This window comes from Bacteroidota bacterium (genome assembly GCA_030706745.1).
Taxonomy (GTDB): domain Bacteria; phylum Bacteroidota; class Ignavibacteria; order Palsa-1295; family Palsa-1295; genus PALSA-1295.
Map to the genome: position 1 here is coordinate 1 of JAUZNX010000018.1, position 24,766 is coordinate 24,766.

Annotated in this window: 20 protein-coding genes; 2 read left to right on the forward strand and 18 right to left on the reverse strand. The window is 54.6% G+C overall.

Annotated features, from left to right (window positions below; translation table 11 throughout):
* Positions 1-558: 558 nt before the first annotated feature.
* The 7 genes from Q8902_14550 to Q8902_14580 form a co-directional block, all read right to left on the reverse strand.
* On the reverse strand, positions 559-1,770 hold the full coding sequence (locus Q8902_14550; protein MDP4200777.1) for a hypothetical protein: 1,212 nt from the start codon (positions 1,768-1,770) through the stop codon (positions 559-561).
* 62 nt (positions 1,771-1,832) lie between these two features.
* On the reverse strand, positions 1,833-3,620 hold the full coding sequence (locus tag Q8902_14555) for an erythromycin esterase family protein (protein ID MDP4200778.1): 1,788 nt from the start codon (positions 3,618-3,620) through the stop codon (positions 1,833-1,835).
* Between the two features lie 112 nt (positions 3,621-3,732).
* Positions 3,733-3,915, reverse strand: a complete 183-nt coding sequence (locus tag Q8902_14560) for a hypothetical protein (GenBank protein MDP4200779.1) — start codon at positions 3,913-3,915, stop codon at positions 3,733-3,735.
* 85 nt (positions 3,916-4,000) lie between these two features.
* Entirely contained in the window at positions 4,001-5,362 is a 1,362-nt protein-coding gene (locus tag Q8902_14565) for a cysteine synthase (GenBank protein MDP4200780.1), read from the reverse strand.
* A 488-nt stretch (positions 5,363-5,850) separates the two neighbouring features.
* Entirely contained in the window at positions 5,851-7,128 is a 1,278-nt protein-coding gene (locus Q8902_14570) for a dihydroorotase (protein ID MDP4200781.1), read from the reverse strand.
* 185 nt (positions 7,129-7,313) lie between these two features.
* Positions 7,314-8,291 (reverse strand): aspartate carbamoyltransferase catalytic subunit, encoded by a 978-nt coding sequence (locus tag Q8902_14575; protein MDP4200782.1) that lies wholly within the window; start codon positions 8,289-8,291, stop codon positions 7,314-7,316.
* 104 nt (positions 8,292-8,395) lie between these two features.
* Positions 8,396-10,507, reverse strand: a complete 2,112-nt coding sequence (locus tag Q8902_14580) for a hypothetical protein (protein MDP4200783.1) — start codon at positions 10,505-10,507, stop codon at positions 8,396-8,398.
* Positions 10,508-10,762: 255 nt separating this feature from the next.
* Here Q8902_14580 and uvrA point away from each other — a divergent pair, with 255 nt between their 5' ends.
* Positions 10,763-13,681 (forward strand): excinuclease ABC subunit UvrA, encoded by a 2,919-nt coding sequence (uvrA, locus tag Q8902_14585; protein ID MDP4200784.1) that lies wholly within the window; start codon positions 10,763-10,765, stop codon positions 13,679-13,681.
* A gap of 15 nt (positions 13,682-13,696) precedes the next feature.
* Here the strand turns inward: uvrA and Q8902_14590 are convergent, their stop codons facing one another.
* Positions 13,697-14,368, reverse strand: coding sequence for a TylF/MycF/NovP-related O-methyltransferase (locus Q8902_14590; GenBank protein ID MDP4200785.1), 672 nt, complete (start codon positions 14,366-14,368; stop codon positions 13,697-13,699).
* Positions 14,369-14,442: 74 nt separating this feature from the next.
* Between Q8902_14590 and cyaY the strand changes: the two genes are divergently transcribed.
* Positions 14,443-14,757: an iron donor protein CyaY gene (cyaY, locus tag Q8902_14595; protein ID MDP4200786.1), complete on the forward strand. Its 315-nt coding sequence runs from the start codon at positions 14,443-14,445 to the stop codon at positions 14,755-14,757.
* On the opposite strand, the gene Q8902_14600 is transcribed toward cyaY, so the two are convergent.
* From Q8902_14600 to Q8902_14645, 10 genes are all read right to left on the reverse strand, one after another.
* Positions 14,752-15,102 (reverse strand): VOC family protein, encoded by a 351-nt coding sequence (locus Q8902_14600; GenBank protein ID MDP4200787.1) that lies wholly within the window; start codon positions 15,100-15,102, stop codon positions 14,752-14,754. The genes cyaY and Q8902_14600 overlap by 6 nt on opposite strands.
* Before the next feature lie 2 nt (positions 15,103-15,104).
* Positions 15,105-15,770, reverse strand: coding sequence for a Uma2 family endonuclease (locus Q8902_14605; protein ID MDP4200788.1), 666 nt, complete (start codon positions 15,768-15,770; stop codon positions 15,105-15,107).
* A gap of 17 nt (positions 15,771-15,787) precedes the next feature.
* Positions 15,788-17,944 carry a hypothetical protein gene (locus Q8902_14610; protein MDP4200789.1) on the reverse strand — a complete coding sequence of 719 codons (2,157 nt, stop codon included), beginning with the start codon at positions 17,942-17,944 and terminating at the stop codon, positions 15,788-15,790.
* Positions 17,945-18,042: 98 nt separating this feature from the next.
* Positions 18,043-19,638: an L-glutamate gamma-semialdehyde dehydrogenase gene (gene pruA, locus Q8902_14615; protein MDP4200790.1), complete on the reverse strand. Its 1,596-nt coding sequence runs from the start codon at positions 19,636-19,638 to the stop codon at positions 18,043-18,045.
* A gap of 79 nt (positions 19,639-19,717) precedes the next feature.
* Positions 19,718-20,059, reverse strand: coding sequence for a zinc ribbon domain-containing protein (locus Q8902_14620; protein ID MDP4200791.1), 342 nt, complete (start codon positions 20,057-20,059; stop codon positions 19,718-19,720).
* 9 nt (positions 20,060-20,068) lie between these two features.
* The gene (locus Q8902_14625) at positions 20,069-22,351 is read right to left on the reverse strand and encodes a hypothetical protein (protein ID MDP4200792.1); all 2,283 of its coding nucleotides are present in this window, start codon (positions 22,349-22,351) and stop codon (positions 20,069-20,071) included.
* A 6-nt stretch (positions 22,352-22,357) separates the two neighbouring features.
* A complete protein-coding gene (gene ribH / locus Q8902_14630; GenBank protein ID MDP4200793.1) occupies positions 22,358-22,825 on the reverse strand; it encodes a 6,7-dimethyl-8-ribityllumazine synthase in 468 nt (155 codons plus the stop codon).
* Positions 22,826-22,882: 57 nt separating this feature from the next.
* The gene (locus tag Q8902_14635; protein MDP4200794.1) at positions 22,883-23,551 is read right to left on the reverse strand and encodes an ATP-binding cassette domain-containing protein; all 669 of its coding nucleotides are present in this window, start codon (positions 23,549-23,551) and stop codon (positions 22,883-22,885) included.
* Positions 23,552-23,558: 7 nt separating this feature from the next.
* Positions 23,559-23,957 carry a YraN family protein gene (locus Q8902_14640; GenBank protein ID MDP4200795.1) on the reverse strand — a complete coding sequence of 133 codons (399 nt, stop codon included), beginning with the start codon at positions 23,955-23,957 and terminating at the stop codon, positions 23,559-23,561.
* Between the two features lie 10 nt (positions 23,958-23,967).
* The gene (locus Q8902_14645; protein MDP4200796.1) at positions 23,968-24,765 is read right to left on the reverse strand and encodes a ribonuclease HII; all 798 of its coding nucleotides are present in this window, start codon (positions 24,763-24,765) and stop codon (positions 23,968-23,970) included.
* Position 24,766 lies beyond the last annotated feature (1 nt).

Below are 24,766 nucleotides of genomic sequence, written 5' to 3' on the forward strand. Positions count from 1 at the left end.
GTCCCGTGAGAGGATCATCGTAATCGACTCGCTCGGCACGTCGATCTTGCCTTTCAGTCCTTCATAGTGATAGAGCGACCGGACAGGCGGCGGATCGGCCAGCCCAAACAACCGCTCGATCGATAGCTCCCGATGGATTCGCCGCACGCCCGGAATCATTAGTGCCATAGTAGTACATCCCTTCTAATTGGAGGCACCCGTTTCATATTTCATACTTCATATTTCATATTTTCCCCGAAAGAGGTGCCCATAATAGCCGGTGCCAATATACGACAAAAACGAACGGTCGTTTTGAAATCGAGTCCCGAAGGGACGGAGTACTCGCAGCCCAGCATGAAGCGAGGCGCGCCTATGGTGCGCCAAAGCGGAATGCTGGGATTGGGATCCAATCAAAAATCAAAAGCCCCGAAGGGGCGATGTACATCGCCCTTTCAGGGCTAATAACTATTGTTGCGATTCCGTGACCCAGGGTTCCGCTCCGCTCCACCCTGGGCTGCGCGTACTCCGTGCCTCCGGCACTGAATAGTACCCATGGCGAAGCAGCCGCCCAATTCTCAATCAGCGAGTGAGCATGATTGGTAGCTTCTCAACCCGCCCGTTCATCCGCACAAGACATTCGTACAGCCCGCGTGGCGCGGCCATCTTGGCCGCGTCCCATATGAAGGTATGCTCCCCCGCCGCCACCTCGCCTGAGAATATCCGCGCAACCTCCACGCCCAGCAGGTTCACGACCGAGATCTCGGTATAGCCGCTCGACTCCGGCGTGAAGGAGATCGTGGTGGTTTGGGAGAAGGGATTGGGGTAAACGCTAAACTTATTCTGCTGCGCAGGAGTCTCAGATACTCCTCTCGCGCGAATCAGATCAGAGATAGCAAATCGGGAGAGCTCACCACTCGACGTTCCGGCCACGAGGTAATTATCCGATACGGCCAATGCGGTTACACCTGCATCAAGAATCGCAGCGTTGGTCCAGGTTTGTCCCGTATCAGTGGAAATGAATATACTATGACCAGAGGTACCAGCGAAAAGATAAGATCCGGATTGTGCGAAGGCCATACAATCCTCGGCAAGCGTAGAATCCCAGGTCTCTCCGTTATCGGATGAAGTAAAAATCACATCGGCGGGCACATCTCTATATGTACTAAGGACTAACTTCGAGCCTATCTTGGCCAAGGCTAATGTTTTAGAATATTTTGGGCCGACGATCGACCACGTTAGACCATTATCCGTTGATCTATACACGCTTTGGCCGTAATGGAGGCCGCCTCCGGCGAAAATTTCGGTGTCACTGGCGGCGATTGCCACAATCATGTCTGAGAGGCCAACATGCGACCAATGAGTCCCTTGGCCCGTCGAACGGTAAATCCCGGCTGACGTCCCGGCATATAGGCTCGAATCTTTGAGACAAAATGAAATTGTCGGGCTACCTAAACTTGTGTCTGGGATCCAAGTCTTGCCAAAGTCCCTCGTGTAATAGACGCCACTGGTAGCGGACACAACTAATGTACCACGCGTGGCTACAATCGCGAAGACTGTTTCACGCGCAAGCCCGATATCATGCCAACTTGCTCCCTGATCAGTTGAACGCAGGATACCATCGTATGACGGCTCACCTGAAGACTGGGGATAAGCAGCAATACCCGCATAGAGGTCCTGGCCCACCGAGGTGAGTGCTCTCACGGCAAGCACCCACTGCGCGTGCAGAGAACTGGCGCTTGTTAACGCAAACGCAACGAAGACGGAGAGTGCGATGAGTCGCTTCGTGACCATGATACCATTCAAAGTGCGAGCCGTAGCGGATAGTGCCGGTTGGCAAGGGCAATTGCGAGTGCCTAAAACTTCGGCAATAGGTGTGATGCCGTTGAGTGATCGATGTAAATCAAACCGTCGTATTCCTCCGGGAGGGTCTGCGTCCAATACATATTGTCTTCGACGGCACCGATGCTGCGCACAGGTAGTGGCTTAGTAAGCCACGCGGCGTTCGGGTCGCTTGGCTTGGCATCACGCAGGTTCAAAAAGAACATTGGTAACTGCGTGGCATGGAGAGTATACTCGAGCGATCCTAATTTCGCCGGCGAAGCGGTGATGGCCATCGGTCCACCATGTGATTGCGTTATGGCCGTATAGGTACCATCGTTGAACGCAAATCCGATATTGACGTACTGTGTACCATACCGCTTGCTTAGCCAACTACCCATGTGACCTCGGGACTTTGAAATGTGACCATTGTGCGCCCACACCATAATCCGCGCACCTGGATTGTGAGTCTCGATCCAGGCAATATTCAGTGCCATACAAGAATCGCGCAGCCCACCGGTCATCGCTGTCTTCTCTGCGACGGCCTGCTCGACGATGCGCGCATTCTGAATCATCCGGTCGACCATGCCGCTCGGCAACGATCGCACATATCGCGCCTGATTCGCTTCGAGATGATTAATTACTTCAGTGGCGCCTGCCAGAGCGGCCCAATCCTTCACGGCCGCCTTGGCTTTATCGCTCGACCACATCACATCTTCGACATCGCGAACGATGGAGTAGGCTCTGGTGACCGAATCGCTAAACTTCGGGTCCGCTCGTTTCACGTAACTCTCAACTTCATCCGCCGCCACGCGGGCAGTCTGCATGTCGAATCCGGCAAACTGAAGTCTTCCCTTTCCAGACGCGTTGTACGCGTGCATCCACTCGATCATGTCGAGCACTTCCTGCGTGTCCCAGGTCCAGAAGTAAATCCCGGCGAGCAGTTTCTTGGGATCGCCCTGACCCGTCAGCACATACTCGTTAATCCGCTCGCACTCGGGCATGTTTGCTTCGATGGCGAAAATATTGAAGCCCTCTTTTTCGACGAGGTATTCGAGCACCCGGTGCTTCATTCGAAAAAACTCGGATGTCCCGTGTGTGGCCTCGCCCACTCCGACGATCTTCGCCGAGCCGATAAAATTATGAAGCACCGCGAGATCGTCGAAGCCATGTCCGGCATCGACCGTCTTGATCGGGCTCGCATGCTGCTTGAGCCAGTCCAGTTGCGCCGATGTTGCTTCGAAGGGAATGGGTTCAACATACGGCTTGCTATCGAGCTGAATCTCCAGATCGTCATACCATGCATCGCCATGTCCATTCAACAGCACACCGAAATTGATATTGATCGCGCTGGTATCGACCGGCAATTCGAAAGAGTATCGCTTCCAATCGCGCGTATCGTTGACGGCACTGTCATACATATTATTGAAAGCAAGCACGCCACCTGGACCATCGACCCGAAGCCAGAGGCCGGCGGATTTGGTTACTTCTTTCGTGCGGATCCATCCGCTGAGCCGGATGGTCTTCCCCCTGGCCGCCGCGATGGGAAATGTGGAGGTCCCAACGCCAAAGCTGCTGTGCGGATCGGCTCCTTCGTGATCGTACTTTAAGTGCAGACTGTAGCGGCCACCATGCACGATCGAGCTATCCAGCGTGGCCACGTAGCCATCCCCACCGACATACCAATGCGAGGGCGTATTGTCAGACTCGCGCTGCTCGAATCCGAGGTTCAACTCGGATTCCGGCATGGAAGCCGTCCGGCAGGATACTGCCAGAATGGTTGATGGGACAACGAAAAGAAAGACGTAGCGGAGTGCTCGCATAAAATCGAGGTAATGTAGAAAACAATCTGTCTTCTTACAAAATACTCCCGCGCTTCGTGCCAGATGCGAGTACCACAATGGGCAGCCTCGCGAACCGCCCTCGAGTCGAACGCTATATTGTGGGTTTTTCGGCAATCAACAGCAAATCTCTGACGAATTCCAGAGAGTGAAAAGTCACAAATGCCCGCTTGGGGCCAAGATCGATCGACTGTTGCTTGACGGCATCGATAATCTCATCGGGTGTCCGATCCAGACACTCAGAGGCGGTAAGTTCTACGACAATACACTGCTTCATTGGGTTTGAGTTGTGCAAACCCAACACCGATCCTCACTAGTGGTTCGGTGGCCTGAGTGAATTCCCCGCCACTGGTACCTGGATTCTACAAATACTCCAGCACATCGTGCCGTGTGACAATGCCGGTGACGCGGCCGAACTCCTCGATCAGCAGCGCGGGCGAATCCTTCAGCAGTGCGACGCAACTCTTGGTATCGACCATCTCGTCCACAACCGGAAATGACGCTTCCATTACATCGATGATCGGCTGTTCGAGTATCGCGCGGTCTTCGAGCGCACGCGCCATAAGCCGGGATTCGCGGACCGAACCGATGGACTTGCCTTCGGAATCGATTACCGGAAGCTGCGAGATACCGGAGGTATCCATGCGACCGATTGCCTCGCGGACCGAATCATGCGGCGAAACGCTGACCAGCTTCTCGACGCGGGACTTTTTCATCCCCGCCAGCACACCGATCGAAAGGCGGTCGGCTTCGAGCAATCGCTTATCGCGCAGCCACTCGTCGGAGTGGTGTTTTGTGAGATAGCGCTCACCGGTGTCGCAAATGATCGTGACGATCACGCTTCCCGCCGGGGCACGTTCGGCCACGCGGAGTGCAGCCCACACGTTCATGCCCGACGATCCGCCGCAGAGAATCCCCTCTTCTCTTGCGAGGCGACGCGCCATCATGAAACTATCTTTATCCTGCACATTGATGATGTCGTCGATGTACTTAAGTTGCAGATTTGCCGGGATACGCTCCTGCCCGACACCCTCGACTAAATACGGTAGCGCCTCGACAAGACGGTTGGTGTCCTTGAAAGTCTTGATCGCCGAGCCAACCGGATCGGCGGCGACGACCTGGATATTCTTGTTCTTCTCTTTCAAGAATCGGCCGGTGCCGCTGATCGTCCCGCCCGTGCCCATGCCGGCGATGAAGTGGGTGACCTCGCCATCAGTGTCGTTCCAAATTTCGGGACCGGTCGAGACGTAATGCGCTTCCGGGTTCTTCGGATTATCGTACTGGTTCAACATGATCGCGCCCGGAATTTCCTGCGACAGCCGAACCGCTGTGTTGTAATAGTACTCCGGTGAACTTGCCTTTGCGGCGCTCGAAACGATCACGATCTCCGCACCCATTGCACGCAGGTAACGGACCCGCTCCATCGAAGCTTTGTCCGTCATGACGAACACACACTTGTAGCCTTTCTGAGTGGCGGCGAGGACCATCCCGATACCGGTGTTCCCGCTGGTCGGCTCGACGAGCGTACCCCCCGGTTTCAGGCGCCCCGACTTTTCGGCATCCTCGATCATGCGAATACCGATCCGGTCCTTGACGGAACCACCCGGATTGAGTTCTTCGAGCTTGACGAGTACCGTGCTTTTGAGGTCTTTCGAAACGACGCGCTGCAGTTTGAGCAACGGTGTGTTACCGACGAAATCGAGGATCGAGTTTGCGTATTTCATTTTATGTGGTAGCGCAGCAACGTGCCGCGAATGGAGGTCGGCGCCCTAACAACGCTCGCGCCGAAGCCGTCGCCACAAAAATACGACAACCACAAAAAAAAACCTCGGGTGGTGAGAGTTACCCGAGGCCTGATTGAGTTGTGTTGTGTCTTCAAATAGCCGGGGTTGTCCCTAGATCCCGGCTAAACCTATTGAGCTATGAGGAGATCATCGTTGATCTCACTGCTCTACTGCTTTCAAATCTTCTACGAAATCGGTTATGGGTTTGTTACAGCTATGGTTTTGGATTTCTATCAATTTAGCTGATTATGACGGTCAAGAATCCTTTCACTGTTCACAATCTAAGACTTCACGAAAAAGGATGACAATTTCCAGGCCAGTCCCAAAACTTCATGCCAGGCAACTTAATGGCACATTTTATAAACAGATGCCGGATAGATTTGTTACCCAGTGGAAGAATAAATTACGCAATATTAATGAGAAAACCCCTAGTTTCTGCTCCAGAAAGCTTGCCCATTATTCAGCGTCCCAATTACTCTTCCCGTAAATTCCGAACCGACAAAAGGCGTGTTATGGGATTTTGACCGGATATCACTCTCCGCGAAGCGCCACCGATCGTCCGGAGCGAAAATCGTCATGGAAGCGGGCTCACCTTCCAGAATCCGAATAGCTGGCAACCCAAGTAACCCCCGCGGATTCGTCGAGCATCGCACAATGTACTCGGAAAGCGTAAGGTGTCCCGTCGCAACAAGCTGTGTGAGGCCAATCGGAATTGCTGTTTCGAGCCCAATAATTCCGAAGGCCGCACTTACAATATCGGTCTCTTTGTCGTGCGCGGCGTGCGGAGCGTGGTCGGTCGAGATTGCGTCGATTGTGCCATCGCGAAGGCCGGCAATGATTGCATTGATGTCCTCCTGCGTGCGCAACGGCGGGTTCATCTTCGCCTGCGTCCCATAGGTCTCTATTGATTCATCCGTTAGCGTGAAATGATGAGGCGTCACTTCGCAGGACACTTTGGCGCCGCGCGCTTTGGCCTCGCGGATCAGCCGGACTGAACCGGCAGTGCTAACGTGTGCCGCATGATATCGGACGCCGCCGACATACTCGGCCAAAAGAATATCCCGCGCGATAATAATCTCCTCCGCCACGGATGGCCATCCGGTCAGTCCAAGCTTCGTCGAAATCTTTCCCTCGTTGATCGGCGCCGAGGCTGTCAGCGTGTGCTCTTCGCAGTGTTGCGTCACGAGCAAGTCGAACATTTTCGCATACTCGAAGACGCGCCGCATGACCATCGCGTTACTGACGGCTGAGCCATCGTCCGAGATCATTCGCACACCGGCTTCGGCGAGCGATGCAATCGGGGCAAGTTCCTCCCCTTTTCGGGCCTTCGTCATAGTACCGCAAATCGCGAGATCGACTAAGTGACCGCGAGCCTTCTCTTTGATGAAGCTGACGACAAACGGGTCTGAGACCGGCGGCTCGGTGTTCGGCATGCAGCAGATGGCCGTGAAGCCACCCGACATCGCCGCATTCAGGCCCGACTGGATCGTCTCCTTGTGCTCCTGACCTGGCTCGCGCAGATGGACGTGCATGTCGCAAAACCCCGGCGCAACGACCGCACCCTTGAGATCGCGTGCATCGAAATCCGACTTAAGACCTTTGCCAATACGTGCAATCTTGCCGTCCCGAATTTCAATGTCGAGTCCAGTCTCGTCGCGATTCTGCGAGGGGTCGATGAGGCGCGCGTTTTTGAGAAGAAGGTTCATACTGTATTGATTCTCTGATCGAGTGTCATTGCGAGGAGGGCTAGTGAGATCATCGATGATCTCACGCCCGACGTAGCAATCCCATGCACGAAGTCCGAGCCAATCCTAGAAGGGATTGCTTCGTCGCTCCTTCGTCGCTTCTCGCAATGACGATTAATGAGGCGCTCATTCGTAATTCCTAATTCCTAACTCGTAATTGAAAACAGCAACTCGAGAACGGCCATGCGCACGGCCACGCCCCGCTTGACTTGACGCAGCACCAGCGAACGCTCACCGTACGCAGTCTCGCTATCGAGTTCGATGCCGTGGTTGATCGGTCCCGGATGCAGGATGAGCGCTTTCGAGCGTGACATCCGCTCGGGCGTCATGCCGTATTGCGCGCGGTACTCTTCAAGACTCGGGAAGAATCCGCGCGCCTGACGCTCGAGTTGAATTCGAAGCATCATGATCGCGTCCGCCGTTGGAAGCACTTCGTCCAGATTCGTGGTGGTCTTGATTCCAAACACTTCAGCGGCATCGCGCGGCATCAGCGTCTCCGGCGCAACGAACGTCACTCGGGCGCCCAGCGACTTCAACAGCCAGACATTCGATCGCGCCACGCGCGAGTGGAGAATATCGCCGACGATCGCGACGTGCTTGCCGCGCAAAGCGCCCAACGCTGTACGCATTTCGGCGGCATCGAGCAATGCTTGTGTCGGATGCTCATGCGCGCCATCACCGGCATTGATAACGTGAACGTGCTCGGGAAGATGATCGGCAAGAAACTGCGGAATGCCGGCAGAAGCATGGCGCACGACGATCGCATCCAACCGCATCGCTTCGAGCACCCGAACGGTATCCAGCACCGACTCCCCTTTCGAAAGGCTGCTGACGGCTGGTGTAAGCGTCACGACATCCGCGCCTAACCGCCGCTCGGCAAGCTCGAATGATGTCCGGGTGCGCGTGGAAGCCTCGAAAAACAGGTTCGCAATCGTGTAGCCTTTAAGTATTGGCTCCCCCTCCTGCGAGCGGAGCGAGATAGGAGGGGGCTTGGCCATCGCCCACGATGGGGTGGTCCATCGACCGGGGCGTTTTAGAAGCTCTAAATAGTAATCGCTTCGGTCGAGTAGGGTTTGGGTGGTCTCGGCCGGCAGATGCTCCGTGGTGAGAAGGTCTTGCCTCACAAGTGGCCGAGTTAAGCCGATTTCGAGGCAGATTGTTCCAATGGTGTAGGCGCGACCTCCAGGTCGCGCGTAAGGGCGAGCTGGAGCTCGCCCCTACACACCGCTTATTGCATCAACAAAATCGGCAGCGAACGCACCCCATCCCGCGTGTGAACGATGCACTCATACAGCCCAGGCGCAACACCCGAAGCGTCCCAAGTGAAGCTGTGTGGCCCTGCTTCCAGCGTGCCTGAGAATAACCTTGCCTTTTCGACCCCAAGCGAATTGAATACTTTGAGTTCGACACCCTCTCGCAAATTTGCATCATACTCAATGCTCACCCGATTGAAGAATGGATTTGGCGATGCTCGCAATGTGAACCCCAGCGGGACTGCACTTAACCCTTTGACTGACAACCCGGAGATCATCTCCCCAAGTGGCCGCCGCCAAACACCACTCGAACCGGCAAACAAATCATACTTGCCGACTGCTAGCTGTCTGACCACTGCAAACTTCGGCAAGCCGTCGTCGACTCTATGCCATGATCCACCGAGATCGCTGGATTGAAAGATGCCTGCCGAATCATAGCCAAAATCCTGCATTATGTCGATTGCTGCTGCGAAGAGATTTGTCCCCTTCGACTCTAGGTCAAAGACTTCCCAGCCAGGTGAGCCCCCACCATCCTTCCCCCAGTCTGTTCTTGTCCAGGTGGTACCGCTATCTGCTGAAACGTAAATTCCTACAGCCGCGGCAACAAAGAGCCTGCCACCAGTTGAAATGATTCGATTGATTCCAGAAGAGTACATAATGCGCTCGGTGTCAGGCCAACTCTGCCCATCATCGCTGGACCGAAAAAGATGTGTAACACTGCTGACAAGCACGTACCTACCTAGTGTTGCAATCTCATTAATCGGATAAGAGCCTGACACAGTTGACTTCTGATTCCAGGTTACTCCGCTGTCTGCCGAACGAAACAGTGTCGTGCCACACGCTGCAAAGACAATCGAGTCTGTGGATAACAACGCGGTGACACCTATATCAGTTAGGCCTACGTTCGATGTGTTCCATGTAAACCCTCTATCGGTGGATCGCAATATCCCATTGTCGGAGCCTGCCAGAAAGATTGCGCCAATGCTGGCGAACGACGATACGGTCTTTATCCCATTTGGAGTGTTTGGTCTATACCACGTCGAACCAGCATCCGGTGAGATCCAGAATCTATTCTCGGCATTCGCAAATATGGTACTACCCTCCGCACCGAGTGCATAAATGGATTGCGCAACAATACCAGTATTTGCATCGAGCCATGACAGCCCGGAGTCTGACGTGCGAAACATCCCCGACAATCCACCACAGATCACTGTATTCCCACAAGACACGAATGCATTCGCGTATTGAGCGACGGTGCTATCAACTAAGGTCCACGTTCCACCATGATCGGTTGATCGAAATATGTTAACAGTTGACCCTGCATAGACCACATTGTGATCGGCGAAGATCGAGCTGAATTGACGACTTGGAGAAGCAGACAATAGAATGTCCCAGGATTTGCCTTCATCAGTCGAATGATACACACCGCCGGAAGTCGCGGACCACACCCCCGAACTATCCGCTGCAAATTGATGGATATTGAGCGTAGAATAACCGCAGTTGATCCACGTCCAACTTGTATCGTTCAGACTCATGCGGAAGAGGCCACTATCGGTCCCGACAATGAGAGTAGTATCGCGCGACACAAGCGTCAGCCCCCTGCGGTTTTCCGGCAGTCCACGATTACAAGGAAGCCACAGATCGCCACCATTCGTCGTGCGGGATATCCCGCGGTTTGTCGCGGCAGTCACCGTATTTGTGGAGATAACGATAGAAAACACGGTTTCTCCTGATAGTCCGAGATAATTCCACGTGACTCCGGCATTCGTTGAGCGATAGAGCCCACTATCCTGAGTTCCCGCATAGAGAGTGCGATTGTCGAGAGCGAGCGACCAAGTATTGCCCAATCCCAACCCTAACCAGGCCGTAGCCGACCAGCTCACTCCAGAATCGGTTGATTTGAACACACCAGCTCCTGTGCCGGCGTATACCGTCGCCCCGTCGGAGACTAATGATGAAACCGACCCACCATACGGTCCACGGGTTCGAACCCACTGAGCCGACGCCGATGATGTTACTCCAACAACCAAAATGGAAAGCGTGGCCGCAATCGCAACCACGGACGAGAACGAAGATTTTGAACTCATGAGGAGGTGTGAAAACGTGACCCGCAGAGGCAACGGGTGCATCAAGCCTCCCGTTCCTGCCAAACACCGTGTACGCGCGACCTCCAGGTCGCGCGTAAGGGCGAGCTGGAGCTCGCCCCTACACCCACCAAGTAATGGTGCACCGCGCGGCACACGGAGCGGGTGATTTGGTGTTGTAGGTAGGTTGCACGCAAAACGAAGCTCTAATTAGTGGCAAAACAGGCACAACCCAACACCGAGATTTCACCAAGCGACATGATCGTCGTACGGGGTGCGCGCGTGCATAATTTGAAGGGCGTGGATGTCGATATTCCGCGCGAGAAGTTGGTCGTGATTACCGGCATTTCGGGTTCGGGCAAGTCCTCGCTGGCGTTCGACACGATCTACGCCGAAGGCCAGCGCCGTTACGTCGAATCGCTCTCGGCTTACGCGCGGCAGTTCCTCGACATGATGGACCGCCCCGATGTCGATTACATCGACGGCCTCTCGCCGGCCATTTCGATCGAACAAAAGACCATCGGCTCGACTCCGCGCTCGACCGTCGGCACTGTGACCGAAATTTACGACTTCATTCGACTCCTCTTCGCGCGCGCGGGTACGCAGTTCTGCGTTGATTGTAATCTTCCCGTCGAGAAACAGACCATCGACCAGATCATCGACGCTCTCTTGCGTCAGCCATCGGGTACGCATATTACGATCCTTGCGCCGCTCGTTCGTGGGCGCAAGGGACACTACCGCGAGCTGTTCCGCGATACCCTGCGACAAGGTTATACGCGCGTTCGAGTCGATGGGAAGATTCAGGAAATTACGGATGGCCTCGAAGTCGATCGGTACAAGCTGCACACGATCGAGGCTGTCGTTGATCGCCTCGTGCTGGCCGATGGCATCCGCCAGCGATTGACGGACTCCGCCACAACTGCGCTCAAGATGGGTAAGGGCGTGATGACGGCAGTTATCGAACGCGACAAGACTACCTCGGAGGATATGCTCTTTAGCGAGAAGTATAGCTGTCCGAATTGCGGGCGGTCGTACGAAGAGCCGCAGCCGAATACGTTCTCGTTCAACTCGGCGGTGAGCGCGTGTCCGCGCTGCCATGGTCTGGGCGAGATCCGCGACTTCGTGCTGGACCTGATTATTCCGGACAAAACGAAATCCGCGGATGATGGCGCGATAATCCCGTTCGGCAAGCCCAAATCGAACTGGCTCTGGGCGCAGGTCGAATCGGTGTATGCGTCATTCGGCGAGCAAGTCTCGACTGCAATCGAAAAGCTTTCGCCGGAATTGCTCGATACGTTGATGAATGGCTCGGGCAAGACGAAGATGACGGTCAACTGGGTCTCGGGCACGGGACGCAAGAGTCTCTACAAAACCAAATGGGCCGGGATTCTCGAAACGCTGAAATACTGGTACGGCGAGTCGAACTCCGAGGCACAACGGTCGTGGGCCGAGGAGTTCATGGCTGCGAGTCCCTGCACGGAGTGTAATGGCGGACGGCTCAAGTCCGAGCATCTCGCAATCCGCATCCATGGCAAGAACGTAAAGGATGTCGTCACGCAATCACTTGTGGAGGCCGTTGGGTATTTCCGCTCGCTCAAATTCGAAGGCACCAAACAGACGATCGCGGAGCCGATCCTGCGCGAGATTGTCCCACGACTCGAATTCCTTCTGCAAGTCGGACTCAGCTATCTTTCGCTGGACCGCTCGGCGCGTTCGCTTTCAGGCGGCGAGTCGCAGCGTATTCGGCTGGCAACTCAGATCGGCACGCAGCTTGTCGGCGTGCTCTACATTCTGGATGAGCCGAGCATCGGATTGCATCAGCGCGATAACCGGCGGCTCATCCACTCGCTCGAACAACTGCGCGATCTCGGCAACACCGTCATCGTCGTAGAGCACGACCGCGAGATGATGGAGTCCGCCGATCTGTTGATCGATATTGGCCCGCGCGCTGGCGAACATGGTGGGCACCTTGTGGCCTATGGGCCACCGGAATATTTTCGAGGATGGTCCGCGAAGAGCAATGGGACTGATGGGGCGCATGGGACTCATGAGACCCATCCGTCCCAAGGGTATTTCGTTTCAGGCGATTCGCCGACTGCCCGGTATCTTTCTGGCGAGGAGCAACTTGAAATTCCTGCGGAGCGTCTGAAGCCTCGCGAAAACGCGACTATCGTGCTTGAGGGCGCGACCGGCAACAACTTGCAGAGCGTCGATCTGCGAATTCCGATCGGCACGTTCACCTGCATCACTGGAGTATCCGGCAGCGGCAAGTCAACGCTCATCAATGAGACGCTGGCGCCAATTCTGAATCGGCACTTCTACAACTCGCACACCGTCCCGATGCCATTCACGAAAGTGGATGGCCTGGACCTTGTGGACAAAGTAATCGAGATCGATCAGTCCCCGATCGGCCGCACGCCACGCTCGAATCCTGCCACTTACACGGGACTCTTTACGCACATCCGCGATTTCTTCGCAACGCTACCCGAGGCGAAGATTCGCGGCTACAAAGTTGGTCGTTTCTCCTTTAACGTCAAGAGTGGCCGCTGCGAAGAGTGCGAAGGCGATGGCGTCAAGAAGATCGAGATGAGCTTCCTGCCCGATGTCTATGTCACGTGCGATGTCTGCAAAGGCAAGCGCTACAACCGCGAGACGCTGGAAGTGCATTACAAAGGCAAGTCGATCGCGGACGTGCTCGCGATGAGCGTCACTGAAGCCGAGCAGTTCTTCTCGGAGATTCCGCGCATCAAACGCAAACTCGGCGGACTTTCGGGCGTTGGTCTGGGCTATATCCGTCTGGGTCAACCCGCGCCGACGCTTTCCGGCGGCGAGGCGCAACGCGTGAAGCTTGCAACCGAGCTATCCAAACTTGCGACCGGCAAGACCGTCTACATTTTGGACGAACCAACCACCGGTCTCCACTTTGAAGACATCCGCCATCTGATGCATGTGCTGCTCGCACTCCGCGCGCGCGGCAACACTGTCATCGTGATCGAGCATAATCTCGACGTGATCAAGATGGCCGACTGGGTCATCGATCTGGGACCCGAAGGTGGCTCCGGCGGTGGGCTCATCGTCGATGAAGGCACTCCGGAGGATGTTGCCAGCCGCTTCAGCACCAGCGGAAGCCATACGGCTTTCTATCTCAGGAAAGAGCTGGGGATGCCGATCGACTGATGAGTGGTATCGTGCTTATTCCTTCACCAGCACCGCTTGATATTGCCGCCGAACAAACGGCTGCTCCGGCTTTCCCACTAAGAACTCATCCATTGCCTGCTTTACCCCCGGGCAGTGCTCCCATTCGTAGTCATCAAGGATGATGATTCCGCCGATCGCCATACGCGGATAGAAGAACTGGAGTGCATCGAGCGTGGACTGGTAGAGATCACCATCGATGTGAACAAAGGAGAACCGCTCTGCTTCCAATCCCTTTGCCGTGTCTGGAAAATACCCTTTGCGAAAGACGACATTCGTCAAGCCATGAAGTAAGTCGGAGACACGCTCGATCGACGTATCCTGAAAATCGCCTGCCTTGTGCTTGTCGATCGGTTGCTCGTTCGGCATCCCTTCGAACGTGTCGAACAAGAACACTTTCTTGTTCGACGCGACCGTTGCAGTGAGCTTTGCAGCGCCGCCCTTATAGACGCCCAACTCTGCAATCGATCCCGCGATGGGAGCACTCATCTTCAGATACCGGTAGAGCGAGGAAAATTTCTCGAAGCTCAGAAGAGTATGGCGCTGAACATCACGATACCGCGTAGCCAATTCCCAGGTGTATGCAAGTTTACGCGGGAGCGGGAGATCGTATCCCCCAAGGAGCTTATATGATTGATCGAGCAGCGAGACAATGTTAATCTTCTTCATCCGGCAAGGTTCTTCAGAACTGTGTGAATTCAGCGGGACAATATCGGGTTTGTAACGGATAACCACTAAATGCCATGTCCGGTTTTGCCCGTAATTACGATACCACCATCCGCGATCTCGAGTCTCGACTGAGCGATCTCGTGGATGCCGGTAAAGACTTCGACTTTCAACGCAAAGGCGATGTCCTCGAAATTGAATTCTCGGATGGCGAGCGGGTCGTCATCACGCCACAGTCGCCGCTCGAACAGTTGTGGATCAGTGCCGACTTCGCCGGTCACCGCTTCAATCTTAAGGATGGCGACTGGCTGAAGGAGAAGAACGATCAGCCGCTCAATGACTTCCTCTCGCGAACGTTCTCAACGCATCTGGGACAGTTTATCGAGCTATAGAAGTTCGTAAATCGTGATCGCATTCCCTTCCGGGTCGCGGAATTGCGCCATGCGATAGGCTTCGCCGGTCGCGAGTTGCTTGTCGAAGAAGACACATCCAAGCGATTCCAATCGCTCGATTTCTTGCAATAGATTCTCGACTTGAAATTGAAGCGAGAGCCTCGACACACCTGCCTCCGCAAGCACACCGCCCGAATGCAGCGAGAGACGCACGTCACCCGCATCGAGCTGGCCGTACTTGTCGTGCGGTTCGAGATAGACCGCGGTGAGCCCGAGCACATCCTGATACCACAGGACCATCCGGTCCCAGTCCTGGACTTTGAGATTGATGAGATTGAGGTGCATCCTCAATGCTGAAAGAGCTTCTGTAGACTCATAGAGAAGCCCGGGAACATTGGGGAAGTAAGCTCGCTGGGCTCCTTGACGAACGAAGCTCGTTCGAACCTGCCCTGGTCATTGAGCAACACCTCAACCGTATGCTCCGCTGGATCGACGATCCAATACTCCGCCACTCCGCACTCGCCGTAAATCATTCGTTTCCTGACGTAGTCTTGTTCCTCGGTCGAGGGAGAAAGCACCTCGACGACAAGGTCCGGCACGATGCGGATTCGGTCATTCGGATTGATCTGCGACAAGTTCTCCTTGCAGATGAAGAGCAGGTCCGGCTGATAAACATCCACGACCGTAAGGTGGACATCCATCGGTGAGAGCACAACCTTACCAAGATCGTACTGTCTAACGAAGGCGTGAAGTTCAGCGAAGAGTTCGCCGACGATATTCTGGTGAAAGAACGATGGGATCGGACTCAACATCAGCTTCCCTCCTATCAATTGATACGGCGCACCCTCGGGCAATCGATCATAGTCGAGGGCCGTTGCGATCTTCTTCGGTTGTCCCGTTGTGAGGTACATCGTATTGGAGTCAAAAAACGGCTTTCTGAGCGTTTGGTTCTCACGGATTGAGTCATGGGATCCCGTTCCGGATTTTGAGATTGATGAGGTTAAGCTGCGCATCAGAGAAGAAGAAATGTCTAATGTTCCACACCAATCCTGAAGCCAAAGCTGCCACTCTCGGCCCTGGCAATGAAGAAATACGAACCGGAGGCAAGCCCGGAAAGATCATACTCCGATGTACCAGCACTCAACATTCCAGGAGCAGGTTGCCATTCCGCGGCCAAAACACCGAGCAGATTGTAAGCGTAAAGTGTGAGGCTTATGGATGCCGATGGAGGCGTGAGTCTTAAACGATTATTCTCGACGTTGAAGGACCATTCTGTTGAAGCGATTGGACGAGTCTGAACAGCACTAAACTGGTCCATGATCGGTGTTCGACTCCTGAACAGCCCTGCGCTTGTAACCCAAAGGTAGCCTTGACGATCGAACATCATAGACTCCATATAGAACAAGCCGCCAGCAACTTCAACCGGGGGAGCGACATTCTGCCAGGAATCCCCGTGGTCAGTCGACGCAAATACCCCTTTTGTAGTGCCGAGATAGAGCGCTTTTGATGTCGCTACCAAGCAACCCGGTGGGTTAGTATCCTGAGAGAATGTCATAATCGGATGCCAGGTCTCTCCTCGGTCGGATGAGCGCCAGAGGGAATCTCCCCCATTAACATACATCACTCCACTCGAATCAATCGTCATGTAGGTGCCTTCGTTCAGAATGAATGGGAGCGAGGGTAAATCCTTCCATGAATACCCGTCATCGGTGGTAACCAGAAGATCAATAGTACTAATAGTACCAGACTGGTATATGGAATGGAGACCAAAGCCCATCCCATCAGGTGCCCATACTATGCACGACGGGTTCTCGGCCAGAATGATGGTGTCCCACGAGAGGCCCAAATCGCTGGAACGGTAGAGGCCTTGAGCAAAACGAATGAACAAGTATCCTCGATGACTACTAATCTGCTGGCCTTCTCCGGGGAACGATGGGACTAATTCCCAGGAACGTCCAGAATCAAGCGATTCATAGAGATCACCATAGTGAATCGTCAACCACACCTTACTTGAAATCAAGAAAGGATCACCATTCGGCTTGGCACTCAAAAACCAGTTATTGCCTCCATCCTTCGACAAAGCAGAATATGTGCTCGTAACGACAACGAGAAGCGAATCGCCAAGTTGATGAATAGCGCCAACTCCATCATTTCGCAGTCCAAAGTTTGGCACGCGCCAGGCCGTATCGGTCGGAGTCAGGATTGAAGGATAAACGTATTGATTGGCTCCTGGATTTGCGATCAAATCCCCAAACCTGTCACGCAAGATCGTATATGGCACCTCCCAGTTCGACCCGTAATATTGCGGAAGCGTGCGCCAGGAATCTCCTTGATTTGCGGACACGAATAAGCCGCGTCTATTGGCTCCATACAGGTAAACCTGATTTTGTGAATCGATCGATATCAGCCCCCAGGAGTCCGGGCTGAGCTCCCAGGGGTCGATAGGCGACTGCATACTGTCCCAGTGTACCAAATCGGAGGAACGGTAAAAGCCGGAGTAATCCACAGCGCAAGCAAACCCGTCCTTAGAACAGGCAATACTGCTTATTGTCGTAGAAGATGGAAGTCTCTGCTGGTGAAACTTAATCGAACTCCACGTCTTCCCGTAATCGCTGGTCAGAACCATCCCGTTGGCTCCAACGAGCAACGTGCTATCTCCATAAAATGCGACACAATATGGTGTGACTCTCAAAGGCAGTGCAACTACTGTTCCGACGGAATCCGCACTTCGGGTGATGAATAGCAGCCTAATGCTCTGAGTATTACTATAGGATATCTGGGCGATTGTCCCATTTCGGGAGACTGCAAAATCACCCTGGATTTGGAAGTCAGGAATGGGACACGGTTTGATTGCCCATGAACTGCCTTCATCCGAGGACATAGCAATGGAGCCATCCACCAATGCGGCGATGATAACTCCGCCAGCCGACCGGGCAAGTCTCCTGGCCACGCGTCCACCCGGGAATGGAGTCGAGAGCTGCGTCCACGTTTGGAGATGATTGCTGAGGCGATACAGACCACTGTCAGTCGCCGCGAACACGTCCTGCTTTGCCGAATCGAGAAGTATATCGTAGACGGATCCGACGTAAGGTGCCGTGCCCTGCTGCCAGAAGTACGAATTTTGGGCGTACGCATGAGGAGCAAGAGCTGCGACCAGCAACAGTACTCCAACAATCTTATATTTCATGGTGGGTGCCATTTCACCGAGCGACACCCCACGAGGCTCGATTGTTACATTCAAAATCCACCGAATGCCGCTCGTTGGTCTTCGGAAACCAATTTACGTCATCTTTTCGTGATCGTTCTCTTGGTCTTCGCCGGACTCATCACCTTCTCCGCAATACTCTTCCCCTGCAAAAAGAGGAGCAGATAATCCCGACCGCCGGCTTTCGAATCGGTGCCGGACATATTGAATCCACCGAACGGATGGGCGCCAACCATCGCGCCCGTGCATTTGCGATTGATATAGAGATTGCCCACGAAGAAGTCACGCTCGGCGCGTTCGATATTCTTGCGGCTCTTCGAGTAGAGAGCGCCCGTGAGTCCATACTCCGTGTTATTTGCGACTTCCATCGCTTCGTTGAAGTTCTTGACTGGAATCAGCGCAAGTACGGGTCCGAATATTTCCTCTTGTGCCATGCGTGATGTTGGCGAAAGGTCTGCAACAACAGTCGGTGCGATGAAGTATCCTTCGCTTCCGACCGTTCCGCCGCCGGCAACGATCCGTCCTTCCGAGCGGCCAATCTCGATGTAGCCCTTGATGCTGTTGAATGCCCGCTCGTTGACGACCGGTCCGACGCGCTTGTTCTCTAAGGGATCGCCTACTTCGAGCGCTGCGACGCGATCGGCTATCTTCTGCACCATCTTCGCATAAACTGGTTGCTCGATAATGACGCGCGAGCAAGCGGAGCATTTTTGTCCCTGGAATCCAAAGGCACTGGCCACGATGCCATCCGCAGCGGAATCCAGATCGGCATCCTTAGCAACGACAATACCGTCCTTGCCGCCCATTTCAGCGACAACGCGCTTGATCCACTTTTGTCCGGCGCGGTGTGTTGCCGCGTTTTGCGCGACTCGCAATCCGACCTCTTTCGACCCTGTGAAGGAGATAAACCGCGTAATTGGGCTATTGACCAGATGATCGCCCACTTCCCCACCCGGCGCGGTGACGAAGTTGAGTACGCCCTTTGGCAGTCCGGCCTCTTCCATGATTTCCATAAAGAGCCAGCCCATCATCGGGGAGTCGCTCGATGGCTTCAGCACGATCGTGTTGCCGGTCACGATCGCGGCGGCACTCATTCCCACCAAAATCGCGAAGGGGAAATTCCACGGTGGGACGATCACACCGACGCCAAGTGGAATATACTCGAGCCAATCTTTTTCGCCTTTGAGTTGCACGAGTGGCTGCGGACCACCGAGTCGAAGCATTTCGCGGGCGTAGAACTCCATGAAGTCGATTGCTTCGCAGGTATCGGCGTCGGCCTCCAACCAGTTCTTACCCACTTCGCGGACCATCCACGCGTCGATTTCGAGGCGGCGGCGGCGGGTGATCTTTGCGGCAGTGAGCAACAGCTTCACACGCTTTTCAAACGGCACCTGGCTCCACGTCTTGAACGCTTCCAGTGCGGTATCGAGGGCTTGTTGCGCGTGGTCAAGTCCGCCTTTTGCGAAACTGCCGATGAGTTCGGTCGGGCGAGCCGGGTTGCGCGACGTGATATGCTGCTCCGTGTGAATCTTCTTTCCGCCGATAACGAGCGGGTATTTCTTACTCAAGTTCTTGCCCGTCGCTGCCAGGGCTTTTAGCATTGCCGCGCGCTCTTTCGGCTGGCTGAAATCGAGGTAGGTTTCGTTCTTAAATGGTGGGAGTTTGGTCTTGGCCATGAGTTCTGATGTTTCTGTAATGATATGAGCGGCCCTAAACAAAATATCGTCGTGAACGCTCCGCACGACTGGGTGCGGATCAATCCACCTTTGGTGCGGAGGGTTTTGTTACTGTGCTCGGCGCATCGGTGCTCGGGGTTGAAGTTGCCTCTTTCGATGTGTCGTTCGATGCGCCTTTCGATGTTGAATCGCTTTTCGTCACACTCGGGGATGCAGTGTCTTTCCCGCCGGAAGACTTTTTTGAATAATCGGTGACGTACCAGCCTTCGCCGCGATAGATCACGCCGGCGCCACCAGAGACGATCCGCGTCAACTGTTCCTTACCGCAATTGGGACACAGCACGAGCGGCGGATCGCTCATGCGCTGGTCTGCTTCGAGTCGCTGGCCACAGGCCTGGCACCGGTATTCATACGTGGGCATAATACAACGCTATTTTCCGATGATAACTAACTTCGCCGCGCCATTATCCGAGGCTTGCGGCGATGTGGCCGTCACGAGGTACTCCCCGCTTGTCACTTGCCGGCCCAGATCGTCGCGGCCATTCCAGGTGACGATAGAGCCAAGATTCGTACCATTGATCGATGCCACAAGTTTCCGATCGAGCGTGAAGATCTTGACGGTTGAACCAGCAACCAGCCCATCGATGTAAACAGTCGGGCTTGTCTCTCGGGTCTGCACGATCGGGTTGGGGTACACCCGGATCTGGCTGTAGTCTGGTTTGCCCTGCTTGAAGAGCGTACTAAAGCGCGAAATTCCGGACGGCGTTCCAGCGTAGGCCTCGCCGCGCCCTGGATCAAGCGCGATTGTGTAAATTGTATTATCGATCAGCGGCGAATTCTCTTTCGTAAAATGCGCGACCGAATCGGAGCCATCAGGCGATACGACAAAAATCCCGTTTTCGGTACCAATCCACTTATTGCCGACGCCATCGGTGGCCATCGCGTGAATGATTTGGAACTTCAAAAAGTCAACTGGCCGGATAATCAAATCTGGATTGGGCTCCAGGATCGCGTACGGATTCGATATGATTTGGAGTCCATAGGAGGTTCCACACCAGATTTCATCATCCTGATCGGTCAACAGCGCATTCACGTAATTGCTTGCTAACGGATGTCCGGAGCCTCCGGCGATATTGCCATAGGCATGCGTGGACATGTTATGCCAGGAAACTCCGGCGGGAGCCGGCGCATCTTGCCAGAAGAATCCTCCGGCCCAGAAGTTCCCTTCGTGATCTTGCGTGACGCAACCCCACGAATCATAAGCATCAATAAGCTTATAATTGGTAAAGTGATAGGTTGTCCCTGGGTCCATCACGGATAGGGCTTCTCCCTGACCCGCATACGAAGTCAGCACGATGCGTCCGCTATTATCCAGAATGGGCTGGCCGGGCGCGGAAAGAAATTCCGAATTCGGATCTTTGTAATCACTCGTGGGCAAGCCATTATGATGCACATCGATGGTTTGAAAACTTGGCGATGCACCACCAATGCCATGCAAGACAATCGGATCGCCGGTCGTCATCAACCACGTAACATCTCGGACCGAATCATAGAAGATATTCTCCCATTTTACATTAGGGATCACGCCTGCGTCGTTTCGGTAGTTAGTCCATTTTTCGCTGTCCGGCTGGAATAGTCCAATGCCATCGCCCTTATTCGCCAGATAGAGCTTGTCGGTTGCAGATGAAAAATAGAGATCCGCAATCGTATTGCTAATCGGTCCCGCGGGGAAAATACTGGTATGAATTGAATCACCGGCCGAGTATCCAATCCCGCTCGATGAGGTGCCAAGGACCAGCGTTACATACGGTGCCGGGCTCAGAGCATTTACATGGCTTCCGAGGGTGCTCGCAAACGGCTCGAGCGTGAAGTTTTGCAGATCGTGTGTAGCGGTAACGTTGCCGAGACTATCGAGGATGTATAGGGTATCGCCGGATGTAGCGAGGCGGTCGATGCTCGCATGAAACGAAGTCCTCACAAGGGACAACCGATTGGCAGAGACCGTATACAGCCCGGTGGACGTACCGACGCACACATTGCCACCCAAGGACGCGAGTGTCATAACCAGGCCAACACTATCGGTCGTCAACGACCAGCTTGATGGGGTTGGAAGATCGCTATCCTTGGGAGCAGATGCCAGCGCGCTCGGAAGCGCGGCAAAGATGTACCCACCCGCAACAATCGCTTGACGGACACTGTCACCTCGATGCGCATTACTTCCAAGTTGAGCTACGGTCGTCGCATAGTATGCGCCGCTTTTCCGGTACACCTCGAGGCCATAGGCCGTCGCAATGATGATACTATCCCCGTTAACCGCGAACGAATTAATTGCCTTTCCCGGATACCCCGAGTGTTGAATGTCGCTGCCAAGTTTCTCGATGGTTCCCTTCGAACTATGATAGACATCGAAGGCGCCGGTGCGACCACCCAGATATGTGTCTCCTCCATCCGAGGCGACGGCGGTCAAGTCATTTTCCGAAAGGCCGTCTGTCGTTCGGAGTGCAACGATTGGCTCGCCGGGATCGCGAAGACTCACGCGGAACGCACCGCCTCCGGTCGCAGCCCAAAGATGAAGGCCGTCACCAGCGACTGCTATTGCCCGGACGTCCCGCATCGAAGTGTAACTACGCCACTCACCCGGCTTGAGGGACTGTGCGTGAATCGGAGAAGCAACGGCCAAACCGATTAGAACTACTCGAAGGATTAACTTCATGGATTCTTATGAACGAAGCGCCCTGAGGATATTTGCGGTCTCAACTGCTGCCAACGCCGCTTCGGCGCCTTTATTATCATCATCATCGCGCGACCGCGCGATGGCCTGGTCCGCGTCATACGTGGTCAGAATGCCGCAAGTTACGGGTACCTCATAGTCCCGCGATACCTTGGCAATGCCCTGCATCGCAATCGAGCTGACATACTCAAAATGAGCGGTTTCTCCTTTGATGACACAGCCCAGTGCGACAATCGCGTCGCAAGCGCGCTCTGCAAGTGTCTGCGCGGCCAAGGGGATCTCAAACGCCCCGGGCACTTCCGCGATCGTAATCCGCTCGTCCGGCACTCCGCAGGAGCTCAGCGCCTGTCTGGCGCCCGCGAGTAATCCATCAGTGACTTCAGCATTCCAGCGGCTCACGACAATGCCAATCTGCAATTGGTGGCCATCCAAACTCCCTTTTATTACGGGCGACATAGTGTTATTTTAGAATCGATGTATGGAAACACTTCGTACGGAGTGGCGGCTCCTGAGTTAGGGCAATTCTCGATGCCCTTGGATCCGCTCCAGGCGGAGGATTCTTCCATCCGGAAAGCAGGAGGCAAATGCTTCGTCGCTGGTGGTGATGAGAACCGTCATACCCCGACGCTCCTCTCGAATCAGAGCATTGGCAATGTCCTGCGATGCAACGACATCCAGGTGCGCAGTGGGTTCATCCGCAATCAGAAGATATGGCTCGGCGATGACGGCACGACCAATGGCCGCGCGCTGCCGTTCGCCCATCGAAAGCGATTGCGGCCGTGCGCTCGCCAGAGCGGTGAGCTCGAATCGATCGAGAACATCCCGCAAGCGGATCTCGCGCCGCTTTGGACTAACGCCATTCAGTTCTAGCGGTAAGGCGATGTTCTCGCCAATATTCCGGTCATCCAGAAGGGGCATAGAAGATGAGACCATCCCCAGCATCTTGCGATGCTCCGCACGATCACGCTCCCGAGCGGATGTCATGTCAACACCATTGACCAGAATGCTCCCGACTTCCGGCTGCAAATCGCCCACCAGCAATGCGCAAACCGTGCTCTTTCCACTGCCGCTTCCACCGAGCAGCACGGTGAGGCTCCCCTTCTCCAAGGCAAGATTGAAATCCTGAAGCACCGGACGTTCCGAATCGGGATGCCGCGCCGTCACATTCTGAAATGCGATCATGGGTCTATTAGTAGAAGGCATTCTTGTGGTGGCGGATTTCGACCTTCCTGTTGATCAGCTCGACCGCAATGACATCGAATCGGCAAGCAACGTCCTGCAGAGCATTGACATAGTAGTAACTTCTCGCCACGCGCTTGAGCTGAGCCTGCTTCCGTGGATTGACTGATGCCTCCGGAGTGCCAAAGCTGTGGTCCGAACGGGTCTTGACCTCGATAAACACCAGTTCTTCGCCATCGTAAGCAACAATGTCTATCTCGCCGACCTGACCAAACCGGAAATTCCGCTTGACGATCCGATACCCAAGCGAAGCAACATGCTTGCAGGCGTGCTCCTCTCCTTCTTTCGCCTTTTCCTGAGCGAGTGTTTTACGTGATTTGGGTCCGGGGGCATCTGCGGGATTTGTCATGTCGATGCGCTTAAACCAATTCGGGAAGGACTTCGAACGCCAGTTCCGCTTGCGCGTACCGCTCCGGATTGAAAGTCATGCGATGCTCCGGGCAAGGACCGTACTCTTTGATTGCTCGAATATGTTCCGGCGTGCTGTAGCCTTTGTGAGACTTGAAATTGTATTGCGGATACACGCGGTCGAGCTCGACCATGATCCGGTCCCGTGTCACCTTCGCGAGAATCGATGCTGCCGCAATGAGCGGGGACTTGGCATCGCCATCGACCACAGTCTGATACTCATACGGCAACGTCGTCCGAAAATAATTGCCATCGACCAGCAGCATCTCGGGCACGGTGTCTTCCGTGGCAAGTTTCCTTGCGGCCTCATCGACTGCAAGCGTCATTGCCATCATCGTTGCTTGCAGAATATTATGACGATCGATGTCTTCTCGTGAAACGATGCCGATGCCCCAGGCTCGAGCATGCTTTTGAATCAATGTGAAGAATCGCTCGCGTTCTTCCTCGATCAATTGCTTCGAATCGTTCAGGTCGCGGAGCGTCTTCGGAAATTTCTGGCACTTGTCATAATCGAAGAACACTGCGGCGGCAACCACTGGACCCGCGAGTGGCCCGCGTCCGGCTTCGTCAATACCAAGAATCGTGCGGACGCCGCGTTTCCAATGCGCACGTTCGGTCTTCCAGGAGAGCGGTTTGCGCGAGCGTGGCAGTATAGCCGTGACCTTTAGGTCACGGTCTGCATCGCCAAAAGACTCTTCGCTATCAGATTGTGACCTAAAGGTCACGGCTATGACGTCTTCGTTCTCCACG